The sequence below is a fragment of the Vibrio owensii CAIM 1854 = LMG 25443 genome, assembly GCF_000817815.1.
Taxonomy (GTDB): domain Bacteria; phylum Pseudomonadota; class Gammaproteobacteria; order Enterobacterales; family Vibrionaceae; genus Vibrio; species Vibrio owensii.
In genome coordinates this window covers 21,426-34,232 of sequence record NZ_JPRD01000055.1, presented here as the reverse complement: position 1 = coordinate 34,232, position 12,807 = coordinate 21,426, and the positions used below count along the sequence as shown (strand labels likewise).

The window sequence follows — 12,807 nt, the reverse complement described above, 5'->3', positions numbered from 1 at the left end:
GACTGATTAGGCGTAAGGGCTGTCGAAATCACCCAAATGCACTAACACGCTCTTGGTTTGGGTGTAATGCTTAAGGGTTTCAACGCCGTTTTCACGTCCAATGCCAGACAGTTTGTAACCGCCAACTGGCATTTCAGCTGGAGAATCACCCCAGGTGTTAATCCAACAAATGCCAGCTTGGATTTGATGAATGACGCGATGTGCACGAGAGAGGTTTTGCGTGAACACGCCTGCTGCAAGTCCGTAATCGGTGTTGTTAGCGCGTGCAATCACTTCGTCTTCGTCACTGAACTTAAGCACTGACATCACAGGACCAAAGATCTCTTGCTGCACATGGGGCATGTCGTCTTCACAATCAATGAAAACCGTTGGCACAACAAAATTACCGCTCGCCAAGCCGTTTTCTGTGACTTTGTAGCCGCCAGTCAGCAGCGTTGCGTTGCTTGCTTTCGCTTGTTCAATTGCGGAAAGAACTTTTGATTCGTGCTCTTTGGAAATTAGCGCGCCAATTTGAGTTTGCTCATCAAGCGGATCGCCAACCACCAGCAACTCAGTACGAGTTTTTAGTTGAGCGACAAACTCATCATAAATACCTTCATGAACGAATACGCGAGTACCGTGTGTACAAACCTCACCTTGGGTGTAGAAGTTTGCAACCATTGCAGCAGAAACCGCGTCGTCTAGCTTGGCATCATCAAAAATGATCATTGGAGACTTACCGCCAAGTTCCATAGTCACTTGCTTTAGTGTGGCTGCGCTGTCACCCATCACCACTTTGCCCGTACCGGATTCACCCGTGAAAGAGACTTTAGCGATGTCTGGATGTGCTGTGAGCATTTGCCCTACTCGGTAATCACCTTGAATGACGTTGAACACGCCATCAGGCAACCCTGCTTCGCTGTAGATTTCTGCCAGTTCGAGTGCGGTTAACGGGGTTTCTTCTGATGGTTTAAAGATCATCGCATTACCCGCAGCAAGTGCAGGTGCAGACTTCCACATCGCGATTTGAATTGGGTAGTTCCACGCCCCAATGCCCGCACAAATTCCTAGAGGCTCACGGCGAGTATAGAAAAACTGGGATTCATTCAGCGGTTGCTGTTCACCATGCATGCTAGGTGCAAGACCTGCGTAGTACTCGATCACATCCGCGCCCGTTGCAATGTCTACGCAATTCGCTTCTTGAATTGGCTTGCCTGTATCTGCAACTTCTAGTGCTGCCAACTCGTCGTTTCTTTCACGAAGTAACGCCACCGCTTTAAGTAGAATGCGACTGCGTTCTGTCGCCGTCATTGCAGACCAAATCGCAAAACCGCGCTTGGCAGATTCAATTGCCGCTTGCATATCTTGCTGGTTAGCCTGCTTCACATTCGCAAGCAGCTCACCATTGGCGGGATTGTATGTGGTGAAGTGTTCTTCTGAGCATCCTAGGTGCATGGCACCATCGATGTAGTGTGCTTTCATATCCATTTGAAGGTTTGACTCTTTATTTTAGTTTTGAGTAGAACGTGAGCTGTTTGTCGAGATAGTCGTTGATGATGACGCGTGCTTTCTCGGCATCGATGCCTTGCGGGTTGAGCGTTCCGCGTAGCCAAATGCCATCAATCAGTGACGCAATACCATGCGCTACTAGCTCTGCTTGTTCTTGATCCAGCAAGGCTTTTAATTCTTTTTTTAGATGAGAAAGGAGTCGTCGTTCATTCACTCGTTGCAGACGTTTGAGCTGTGCGTCATGCATGGAGTACGACCAGAATGCCAACCAAGTTTTTGCCACTTGGTTCTCGGCTTGGAAGCCCACAAAGTTGCCGTCGATGATGGCATTAATACGTTGATGATGCGCATCAGCTGGCAGTTGGCTTAAGTTCTCTTTGATGGTGGCAGAAAGCTGGCGCAGGATTTCACGCATGGTCTCTTCTAACAGACCGTGCTTTCCACCGAAATAGTGATTAATGATCCCCGTTGATACCCCTGCTTCTTTGCTGATCAACGAGATACTCGCAGCTTGCAAACCTACTCTGTCGATGACCGACATCGTCGCTTTGACTAGCTGCGGTTTTCTGATTTCAGGCATCCCAACCTTGGGCATTTTGCATCCTTGTTATTTTTAATTGAACGGTTAGTTAAATATAAAATGCCTCAAATTTAGTTTGAACTCAAACTAATTATCTACAAAAAACAACAGAAACAGCCGAATCATTTCGACAACAATCATTATTAAAACTTGAGAAAAGAGAGAGTTTATGAAGATTTAACACGTAAAAACAGAAACACAAAAACCATTAAAATCAATAATTAGAGTATTAACAGCGCAAGTTATAGATGCAAAGACTCATGAAAACCCCGTGCTTATCAAAAGTACAAACAAAGACAAATGCAATGAACTCAAATATTTTCTACACATTTTATTTTTAAGTTTATTAATTAACCAAGGAATGGCATACCGCTTCATCACCGCGAATCTACAGCAACAAAATGTAAACGTTTCGTGTCAATTAAAATCGCCCAGTACAGCAAGGAAAACAGCGAACCGGAATAGCTAGGTGTCTCCGAGTCGTTTGACGCCCCTATTTAGTTAACTAAGAGCGAGCTTCAGCAAAACGACTTTCATTTTCGCACTCAATATTTCTGCTGAATTTGATTCAGCAATCAAAAAGATCATTAAAAAACCTTCTAATGAGCATATTGATCACAACTCATATCAGCCTACTTTGCTCAAAAATAGCGCAATTTATATAATAATGCTGAATCGATTCAGCAATACTTAGATTTGAAAAATAAATAAGGAATAAAGGATGAAAAATTCGTACATCGCTTGTACCGCTATGCTACTCGGACTCACTACCCTACCTGTTTCTTCAGCAGAATTTGTTCTAACTAATTCTGCTTTAAATCAAGACGTTGGAGATTGGAAAATGACTAGTCGCTCCCTCGGCTTTAATCCAGACTTGCCCTTCAGCATTGAAAAAAACGTTTGCACGGTGGAAAACAATTTGGTGTTGATGTTCTCGTCATAGACAACGGCATTTTGGAAGTTACCCTTATCCCAACTCGTGGGATGGGCATCTTTGATGTCAAAATGGATGGAGAGCGAATTCTTGGCTGGGACTCACCTGTCAAAGAGATCGTTAACCCAGCATTCATCGAGCTGGAAAGTCGCAATGGTCTTGGCTGGCTCGATGGGTTCAATGAAATGCTTGTACGTTGTGGGTATGAATGGACAGGTCACCCGGGCGTTGATGATAACGGTCAGCTTCTAAGCCTGCATGGTCGAGTCCAAAATACACCCGCTTCTACAGTAAAAGTGATCATTGATGATAATCCCCCACACAGAATTAGGGTGCAAGGTACCGTTTCAGAACGCACTTTCAAAAAAGCAGAACTGGTGACTCATACAGAGTTATCAATACTGCCAGGTAGCAACTCATTCTCTCTACACGATAAGTTAACCAACATGTCTGACTACGATGACGAGTACCAGATTATTTACCACTCTAACTTTGGTAGACCTAGTCTTGAAAACGGAGCGAAGTTTTCCGCAGCAGTAAAGGAAGTCTCTCCATTCAACAACTACGCAAAGGCGGGCTTGGATAGTTGGCAAACCTATCAAGGACCAACAAAAGGCTATGATGAAATGGTATTTAACTTGAAGCCTATAGGTGACGATTCCGGACAAAGTTTAGCGGTGCTTCACAACAAAAAAAGCGATAAAGGTGTGGCGCTCAGTTATAACGTAGAGCAACTGCCTGTACTGACACTATGGAAAAATACCGATACATACAAACAGGGTTATGTGACTGGCATTGAGCCCGGAACCAGTTACGCCTACAACACGAAGTACCAACGCCCATTAGGCTTAGTTCCAACCATACGAGCAGGTGAAAGCAAATACTTTGATCTAACCTACTCAGTACTTAGAAACCAAAATGAAGTCAAACAAGCACTCACTGAAGTCGCTAAAATCCAACAGGGTCAAAAAGTGGAACTGATCAGCAAGCCACTCGTAAACCTAGATAATTAACAATGCTTCAGCAATAAAAGGAGCCGCGATGTGCGGCTCTTAATCTAATGTATGCTTTAGGAAGTCGACTATCGAGAACTAGTAGCAATCAGCGCTTCCATCTCAGAAACGTGCTTGCTTAGCGGTTCACCTTTCGCGCCACAAACACGATTTCGTCCTAAAGTTTTGGCTTGGTACAAAGCCCTGTCTGCTCGACGATAGGTTTGCTCAACCGAACGATTGATTGCCGTAATGCCACCACTGACCGTGATGCCCAATACACTTTTCGACTGAATAATTTCTTTCAGCCGGTAAATCGCTTCAAACGCGTTTCGAGTATTGGTCTCAGGCATAATGATGGCAAACTCTTCTCCCCCAACACGTGCAACAATATCAGTTTCACGACACTCCGACTTCATCAATCTAGCGAGGTCTTTGAGTACGACATCACCCACATCATGACCGTGCTGGTCGTTGATTTGTTTGAAATGGTCAATATCTATGATGGCTAAGGTGGCATTAGAAAATCCATATCGACCGGCGATGTTTGCGTAGCGAGCTAATTCTTCGTCAAAACGACGGCGATTCCAACAGCCCGTTAGTGGATCTTTTTCGGCAAGGCTCTTCAGTTTATTCTCCAACCGCACTCGATGGCTGATGTCTCGGAAACTAAGCACATAACGGTCGCTCATTCCCATCCCCATTTTATAATGAGTAATGTGCGTATCTAGCGTTAGATGGTCACCAAAACGGTTGGTCACTTTGATTTCACCTTTCCAGTTGGCTTTCGCGCCTAACTTCATCATCGCTTTGTTCAAACAACTGAAGCCATACTGTTGCAGGTTTTCACCATTCAGTTGTTCGCGTGTATAACCTGTCAGCTTAGAAAAACTCTTGTTCGCAAAATCGACTCGTAAATCTTGGTCGAGAATGACGACACCAATCACCGAGTGTGCGGCAATACTTGCGATCTTTTCATCTATGCGTTCGCTTTCTAAGTGGTAGTTGCGCAATACCATCAATAAGCCGATGACGAACAGCAACAATGCCTGATACCGTACCAATGACCTACCGTTGCATCTTGGTCATTTTTAATCAAAACACATTGATATTTAACATCATTGCCTTTGTCTTGCAGATCCTGATAAAAACGCGCCAAAGGAGAGATATTGTGATTAAACTCTTTAAACATATCCGCGTATTCATTCAAAGACAGCGATTTAATTTCACTCTTTGGTGGCCCAGATACCTTACGGTACGAGAGGTTAGATATTGAAAAATCGAGCGCTTTTACGAGTGTGCTGATCACCACATAATGTTTGTTCGAGTAACGAGCTTTAGAAAGATCCATTCTTAATAGAACTTCCACCAAATCCATTTCCAAACACTTAGCGATATAGAACTGTTTGTAGATTGGTGGGACGCTTTTTCCAGTAAACCACCTACTCAAGGTAATAGAGTCTAGTCCTTTGAACTCTTCGTAATAGTTGTTTTGCAGCAACGCAATAACATCTTTTCGAGAAATGCCTCTCGTTTCAACCCAACGACTTAACTCGTCTTTAAATCAATACGCCATATGACTCCCCCTTTCAATCAAAATATCCATTGCTGACATGAGTATTTAGAACAGATATCACATTATTCCTGCAGAGCATTTCTATTGATGCTCTTTATTAAATAATGCGACTAACTATTAAAGGAGGTTATTTAATTTTATCTTTTTTAGATATATGTGCGCACCATTCTCAGAATTTTCTGACAGAATATAAAGAACCACAGAAAACATGAGAGACTCGTTCCGTGTCATTTTTTGATTATTTTTAAAGGGTGTTTAACTAAACACCGTTCCTCTGAAAGAGGAAAGACTACTCATTGCAATTTTACTCTCCCTGATTTGAGTAGAAGGTTCCGATGGAAAGTAAAAGCCATTTTCTCGAGTACGCCCTCGGCAGAAGTCCGACCGCAACAATGCCCAATGCTTATTGCTACTATTTTCTGGTGCTTTGGTTGCAGCTGCGAGCCAAAACTCACACGCTAATCCCCACTCATATTCCCTTTCATTTGCAGCAGCTTGTTTCGCCAACTCAAGATAATCTTTATTAGGCACATTTTCCTCCGTGAGCCAGTAACAAAAAGTCATCTTAAGGAATAGATAAAGACCATAAATAGCATTCAAGAACGATTTAGTTTTAATAATGCAACTTTTGCGTTTTTAGCTTCTTATTTGGTGGCAGACTATAGAAATAGATCTAAAACAAAAGCCAGCGTTGAATCCATCAACACTGGCTTTTGTTTAGTAAAACCGCTGAGAGAGTTAGTTTACGAAAATTGGCAGATGTTCTTCAGACAGAACACTGCCTGTCGCAAAGCCAGTATGGTTCGTTACCATGCTCACGTTCCAGTTAGTTAGATCTTGATTAAAGAAACGGTTCCACTTAAACATGTTTTCCATACTCGTCACATTCGATGTATCCCAACGGCCTATATCTTGGTTAAAGGCTTGGGCATCATAAAACATAAAATCCATCCTCGTCACATTCGACGTATCCCAATCACCTATATCTTGGTTAAAGGCACCTGCGTAATAAAACATGGAATTCATATTCGTCACACTAGACGTATTCCAAGCACCTATATCTTGGTCGAACTTGCCTGTATTGGAGAACATGTAGTGCATCTTTGTCACTTTCGATGTATCCCAGCGACCTATATCTTGATTAAAGGCTTCGGTTCCCGCAAACATTCCCTCCATATCCCACACTATCGATGTATCCCAGTGCCCGATGTCTTGATTAAAAGCTTGAGCATATTCAAACATGTCAGACATTAACGTCACACTCGATGTATCCCAAAAACCTATATCTTGATTAAATGCTTTTGCTCCATCAAACATTTGAGACATATACGTCACATTCTATGTATCCCAATCACTGATATCGGCATTAAACGATTCGCGCTTATAAAACATCTTCCTCATATCCGTCACCTGGGTGGTACACAAGCGAATATGACCTTGCTCTAAATTATCTAACAAAGTCTTATTTTTAATTAGAGAGTTATCCACCACGACATAAACCTTGCCATTTTCAAACATCACTGAGTTAACATCTTGGTCAGGACATTTTACCGAGATATCAATAGCAAATGCAGTTTGGCTAGCGAGCGCAGCTGCGCCCACGAGAAGTGAGGTTATGGTTCTTTTCATTGTATTTTCCTAGGATTGAATAGACGTTATTGTGTAAAAGTTGGAAGGTTATCTTCAGACAGGCCACTGCCTTTAGCGAAGTCGGTATGACGTGAGACGCGCTTGACGTCCCAGTAGGTTAAGTCTTGGTCAAAACGTTTGGCGCCGGAGAACATGCGGTCCATATTGGTAACACGGGAAGTATCCCAGCGGCTGATGTCTTGATTGAAGTATTGGTCTTTAGCAAACAGGTCACTCATGTCCGTCACATGGCTGGTACAGAGCAGAATGTTGCCATCCAGAAAGCTTTGCCAGTAATCTGAATTGCGGATTAGCGTGTCATTGACGACCACAAACAATTCGTCTTCTTGAACCATCACGGTTCCTGGTTTGTTGGACTCACAGGTAACTGTTTCAGGCTCACTAGCAAAGGCTTGGCTACAACTTAGTAGCGCACAGGCGGAAATAATCGAACGTAGCTTCATGATTAAGAGATCCGAGTCTTATAAAACGAATCTCGATCATATAAAAAGCAATTTTGTCAGTTTCACTAATAGAGGCTTTAAATTAACTAAATCAGTAAAAATGCATTCTTTAGTCCAATAAATACCTCACATTAATAACAGAATTCATTATAAAGAGAGAGCTTTGTGAGACGTTCCGATAATTGTGCTGAATATCATCAGTGTATTTTCCAACCTTTACTTAATTAACGACTATTCACCGTATCAGTACACTTATTAGGTATTTCGTTTTCTTGAGCAAAAAAAAAGCCGCAAACTGCGGCTCTTAATCTATCTATTTCTATTTAAGCAAAAACTTATTCTTTACCGAATACGTTGTTTTCTTGCTCTTGTACGCGGATGAAGGTAGTACGCTTGGTTAGCTCTTTAAGCTTTGCTGCACCTACGTAAGTACATGTTGAGCGAACACCGCCAAGGATGTCTTGGATAGTACCGTGAACGCTGCCACGGAATGGTAGAAGTACAGTTTTACCTTCAGCGGCACGGTAGCCAGCAACACCACCAGAGTGCTTGTCCATCGCGCTCTTCGACGACATGCCATAGAATTTCATGAACTTCTTGCCGTCTTGTTCGATCACTTCACCGCCTGACTCTTCGTGACCTGCTAGCATACCGCCTAGCATTACGAAGTCAGCGCCGCCGCCGAATGCTTTTGCAACGTCACCCGCGCATGAACAGCCACCATCACCAATGATCATGCCGCCAAGGCCGTGTGCAGCGTCACCACATTCGATGATTGCGGAAAGTTGAGGGTAACCAACACCTGTTTTAACACGTGTAGTACATACTGAACCTGGGCCGATACCCACTTTAACGATGTCTGCGCCCGCTAGGATTAGCTCTTCACACATGTCGCCAGTCACTACGTTACCTGCAGAGATAACTTTGTCTGGGAATGCTGCACGTACACGTTGTACGTACTCGACTAGGTGCTCTGAGTAACCGTTCGCGATATCGATACAGATGAAGATAAACTCATCAGAGATCGCCATGATGTCCTTGGTTTTCTGGAAGTCCGCATCAGACGTACCAGTGGACACCATTACATTGTTTAGTGTTGTTTTGTCAGCTGTTTTCGCAAATTCTGCCCAGTCTTCTACAGTGTAATGTTTGTGAACAGCGGTCATTACACCATGCTCTGCTAGTGCCTTCGCCATTGCGAAGCTACCAACCGAATCCATGTTCGCCGCAATTACTGGTACACCAGACCATTGACGGCCACTGTGCTTGAATGTAAAATCGCGGGTTAAATTTACTTGAGAACGGCTCTTAAGGGTTGAACGTTTCGGGCGAAACAGTACATCTTTGAAACCTAACTTAAGTTCTTGTTCGATACGCATTGTGTAATTCCTTGATTCATAAGTATATGTGTCATCTCAGAGTGCGTAGTGAAGTCGTTGGCAGACGAGTTCACTGTTCTTCGGACACAAAAAAACCGGAGCGTTGGCAGACGCTCCGGTTTTCAGCATTATAGGTCGTGATTTATTTCCTACAAGTCTGATATTTGATTTTTTTTTGTGATACCATCTTGGAAATCGCATATCAAAAACACCTCACCACTCTCCAAAATCATAACTTTATTAACAATATCAAACAGTTAAATCCACCCTTTATTTAATCCTTTGCGCAAACCTTTGCGTTAAACGACGGAAATTTTACCGTTCAACCTCTCATAAACGGTCAAAGTTACACCAAACGATTCTCATTAGTCGGTTTGTGCAAGAATAATTTTCTAATTTTTTTCACGTTTCACATCACTTTTTTGCCACTTTTTTGAGTATATCACGCACGCACTAGCTCTCTGTGACGTTTATAGCGCATCGAAGTGATTCAATAACATCACTTGCTAATAAGCCAATTTCGCCTTTTTGTTGAACATTAATGTCCGCAGCGTGACTATGGAGCATGACTCCCAAACGTGCAGCAACAGCAATAGGTAACCCTTTGGCAAGCAGTGCGGCAATGACACCGGATAACACATCCCCCATACCGCCACTGGCCATTCCCGGATTTCCAGCGAGACAAACGTACATTCTCACGCCATCATAGATAAGCGTACCCGCCCCTTTAAGTACAACGACACCTCCATAACGTTCATGAAGTTGTCTTGCTGCGGCAAAGCGATCTTTCTCTATGTCCTTTGTAGAGACATTAAGTAAACGTGCTGCCTCTCCCGGATGTGGCGTCATAACGCGTTGCTCATCTCGTAAAACCACGACGTCATTACGCTGATTCAGCATCGCAAGAATGTTCAACCCGTCGGCATCAACGACTTTCAGTTTGTGCTGCTGAGATAAGTATTGATAGGCTTGATGTGCCCATTCGTCCTCACCAAAGCCAGGACCAAAGGCCAAAACGTCCGCCCAACGTGTCCGTTTAGTCAGTTTGTTATCTGCCTCTTTTAACTCATCAAAAGTAATAGCCTGACTCATGACTTCTGGCACACCAACTTGCAGTGGCAACAATGAGCTTGGATGTGTGACAGAGGCGGTTAACCCAGCCCCTGTTCTTACTGCTGCTGAGGCGCACAAACGAATAGCGCCGGACATGCCTTGATTACCGCCTATACATAAGAGCTTGCCATTATTCCCTTTGTGGGCTGTGGCTTTTCTTTTTGGTAGTAGCCTTTTGATGATTTGATGGTCGATGCCTAAAGCACTTTCTTCTTCAATCGACTCGAACTCAACGTTTACACCTAAACCAGAAAAATGCAGCTCACCGACGTAGTCTCTCGCTTGCCCTGTGCATAAGCCTTGCTTCACACCAATAAAGGTCACCGTATGATCCGCTTGTATGGCATCTCCGAGCACGGAACCTGTGTCTGCACTTAACCCCGAAGGAATATCGATTGAGATGACCGGACAATGAATTTGATTTACTTGATCAATGTAGCGACGATACTCATGCCTTACTTCACCAGAGAGCCCTGTCCCAAGCATGGCATCGATGATTACATCCGCCTCTAAAAGTGCAGTATGCCAATCATCCCAAGAACTATTCTCGCCATCCACAGACTGCCAATCTTCAAACGCTCGCAACGCATCCCCTTTTAATGATGTGATGTCACCTAGCTGGAAGACTCTAACATTCAACTGCGCCTGTTTGGCAAGCGTGGCAAACACGTATCCGTCTCCACCATTATTGCCTTTGCCGCAGACCACCAGCACGGTTCGCGCCCTTGGGTAAAGATGAAGAAATCGTTCGTATACCGCCATTCCTGCACGCTGCATTAGGCTGTACATTGAGACGCCTGCCATTTGAGCGGCGAGTATTTCTCCATTTCTGACTTGCTCTGCTGTGTAGAGCTTAAGGGCGAGATTAAAGTCCATATTGATATTCTGCGTTTTAGAAGACACGATTTAAGTATACGAAAAAGCCGAGGCGAACCTCGGCTTTTGCTGTGTTTATTTTCTCAAGCTTTATTTTTGCTGTTGCGACATCAAAGCTTCGGCAGTTGCATCTTGAATCGATAAGAACAACGAGTTGATTTTCCCTGTTGGGGTTCGCATTGGGTTTAGCGTCACGTTTTGGTACATGAACTCTGCTTGTTGCGTCACTGGTCGAACGTTACGGCAACAGAACAGATATGGACGCTGACGCCACGTGATGAAGCTTCGACACCCCAAATCGTAAACAGGTTTAGTTTTCAGTTTGAACCACTCTTGCGGGATCTCAGGGAAGATATCAAAGATCGAACAACCAATTGCCTCGTGAGATTGCAAACCGCTGTGGTGAGTCATAAAGCCATTCCACACTTGAACGTTGTAATCTTTATCGATAACAACTAAGCCCATGTCGACATTTTGAACCATGTCGACCATCCAATGGAATTGTTCAAATTCTGCAGGTAAGTTCAGCATTAGAAATCCTCCATTAGGTACGACAGTTTGTTATCCAGCAACGGCAATGACTCATCAACAAACATAAACAACAGGTCACAACGGATAGAGGTGCCTTCAATGTTGTAGCTGACCTCGAATGTCATGGTTCGACTAAATGCACCTGTTGTCGACTCGATAATAGAATCGATGGAAATATGCTGACCAAGCAGCACTGGTGAACTCTGGAAAAAGCGGACTTCAGACTGTTCGCCCAAACCATTCAAGAATGATCCAACCAAGATATTGGAAATGTCCATCAACAGCTCTAATTCTTCCAACTCTTCGCTGTCTGCTGGCACCTTCATCAGTTTCTTAAGATCAGAAACACTGGAGTCGCTCAAGATTACTAACGCTTCGCCGGCAATACCCTCACCACAAAAGCCTTGGCAAACACCAGAGACATTGTCGTGAGAGGCGAGATCACGCAAAGCCATGTGCAGTTCACTGACTTCAAAGATATTTACGTTTGGTAATGGAAGCTGAACAAATACATCAAAGTGTCGAGCGAGCGCATCTGCAGCACGACCAATAGAAACGTTCGCCACTTCCATATAGATGTCGCGACGGCGGAGAATCGGCAACTCTATGGTTGTCGGTGTGATGACTTGTGGTCGATCATTCGGCTCGATCAGCTCTTTTAACGTCGCTTTAAGCTCATCTTTACCAATCGGCTTTTGAATAAATGCTTTCGCACCGAGAGCAAACACGCGCTCTTTTGCTTTTGGCTGAATATCGCCAGACACAACCACGACAGGCGTTTGAATGCCTAAGCGTTTCATGTTTTCTAATGTTTCAAAACCGTCCATCTCTGGCATGGTGAGGTCAAGAAACATCAGTTTAAGTTCTTTTTGCGCTAACTCTTCAAGCGCATTTTTACCATGGATGGCAAATGTCACGTCTGCATTCAATGTTGCTGGCAGTGATCTTGCCATCTGTTTGCGTGCTAACGCAGAATCATCACAGATGAGTACAGGAAAAGACATGCTACCACCTTTAAATATTCAACAATCTGCGCGGGATTCTACCAGATTGTTACTGCTACACAGACTAAGAGTCTTCGTTTTTTGTTTACTGGGTAAGCATACGCAATATGAATTGTCGAGTGAACCAATGAACTAAGAAAAAGTTCGATTCCCTATACATTTAGTGACATCAGTCAGGAATGATTAAAAGTTCTACAAGGCTTGATATGCAATGGATTGCGTTTATAAAGTTACTGCCATT

General features: G+C 43.6%; 14 protein-coding genes. 2 read left to right on the top strand and 12 right to left on the bottom strand.

Going from position 1 to position 12,807, the window contains the following annotated elements; genetic code table 11:
• Positions 1–6 precede the first annotated feature (6 nt).
• Together betB and betI are read right to left on the bottom strand one after the other, a co-directional pair.
• On the bottom strand, positions 7–1,467 hold the full coding sequence (gene betB, locus H735_RS24885; RefSeq protein WP_020195981.1) for a betaine-aldehyde dehydrogenase: 1,461 nt from the start codon (positions 1,465–1,467) through the stop codon (positions 7–9).
• A gap of 16 nt (positions 1,468–1,483) precedes the next feature.
• Complete coding sequence (betI, locus tag H735_RS24880; RefSeq protein WP_020195982.1) at positions 1,484–2,083, bottom strand: transcriptional regulator BetI; 600 nt, start codon at positions 2,081–2,083, stop codon at positions 1,484–1,486.
• Positions 2,084–2,789: 706 nt separating this feature from the next.
• Here betI and H735_RS31745 point away from each other — a divergent pair.
• Positions 2,790–3,011, top strand: a complete 222-nt coding sequence (locus H735_RS31745; RefSeq protein WP_227741538.1) for a hypothetical protein — start codon at positions 2,790–2,792, stop codon at positions 3,009–3,011.
• Positions 2,969–4,015: an aldose 1-epimerase family protein gene (locus H735_RS24875; RefSeq protein WP_227741539.1), complete on the top strand. Its 1,047-nt coding sequence runs from the start codon at positions 2,969–2,971 to the stop codon at positions 4,013–4,015. Before H735_RS31745 ends, H735_RS24875 begins: the two co-directional genes overlap by 43 nt.
• Before the next feature lie 68 nt (positions 4,016–4,083).
• Here the strand turns inward: H735_RS24875 and H735_RS24870 are convergent, their stop codons facing one another.
• The 10 genes from H735_RS24870 to H735_RS24830 all read right to left on the bottom strand — a co-directional run bounded on the left by H735_RS24870 (position 4,084) and on the right by H735_RS24830 (position 12,566).
• Positions 4,084–5,040, bottom strand: coding sequence for a sensor domain-containing diguanylate cyclase (locus tag H735_RS24870; RefSeq protein ID WP_227741540.1), 957 nt, complete (start codon positions 5,038–5,040; stop codon positions 4,084–4,086).
• The gene (locus H735_RS24865; protein ID WP_020195984.1) at positions 5,013–5,495 is read right to left on the bottom strand and encodes a hypothetical protein; all 483 of its coding nucleotides are present in this window, start codon (positions 5,493–5,495) and stop codon (positions 5,013–5,015) included. Before H735_RS24865 ends, H735_RS24870 begins: the two co-directional genes overlap by 28 nt.
• Positions 5,496–5,825: 330 nt before the next feature.
• The gene (locus tag H735_RS24860) at positions 5,826–6,101 is read right to left on the bottom strand and encodes an ANR family transcriptional regulator (RefSeq protein WP_020195985.1); all 276 of its coding nucleotides are present in this window, start codon (positions 6,099–6,101) and stop codon (positions 5,826–5,828) included.
• A gap of 207 nt (positions 6,102–6,308) precedes the next feature.
• Positions 6,309–6,896 carry a BspA family leucine-rich repeat surface protein gene (locus tag H735_RS24855; protein ID WP_020195986.1) on the bottom strand — a complete coding sequence of 196 codons (588 nt, stop codon included), beginning with the start codon at positions 6,894–6,896 and terminating at the stop codon, positions 6,309–6,311.
• A gap of 12 nt (positions 6,897–6,908) precedes the next feature.
• On the bottom strand, positions 6,909–7,199 hold the full coding sequence (locus H735_RS31740) for a BspA family leucine-rich repeat surface protein (RefSeq protein WP_020195987.1): 291 nt from the start codon (positions 7,197–7,199) through the stop codon (positions 6,909–6,911).
• Between the two features lie 26 nt (positions 7,200–7,225).
• A complete protein-coding gene (locus H735_RS24850) occupies positions 7,226–7,663 on the bottom strand; it encodes a BspA family leucine-rich repeat surface protein (protein WP_020195988.1) in 438 nt (145 codons plus the stop codon).
• Positions 7,664–7,998: 335 nt separating this feature from the next.
• On the bottom strand, positions 7,999–9,042 hold the full coding sequence (locus tag H735_RS24845; protein ID WP_009704073.1) for a GMP reductase: 1,044 nt from the start codon (positions 9,040–9,042) through the stop codon (positions 7,999–8,001).
• A 453-nt stretch (positions 9,043–9,495) separates the two neighbouring features.
• Complete coding sequence (locus H735_RS24840; protein WP_042980561.1) at positions 9,496–11,031, bottom strand: bifunctional ADP-dependent NAD(P)H-hydrate dehydratase/NAD(P)H-hydrate epimerase; 1,536 nt, start codon at positions 11,029–11,031, stop codon at positions 9,496–9,498.
• A 90-nt stretch (positions 11,032–11,121) separates the two neighbouring features.
• Entirely contained in the window at positions 11,122–11,562 is a 441-nt protein-coding gene (locus H735_RS24835) for a PAS domain-containing protein (protein ID WP_020196624.1), read from the bottom strand.
• On the bottom strand, positions 11,562–12,566 hold the full coding sequence (locus H735_RS24830) for a response regulator (protein WP_020196625.1): 1,005 nt from the start codon (positions 12,564–12,566) through the stop codon (positions 11,562–11,564). Before H735_RS24830 ends, H735_RS24835 begins: the two co-directional genes overlap by 1 nt.
• Between the last annotated feature and the right edge of the window lie 241 nt (positions 12,567–12,807).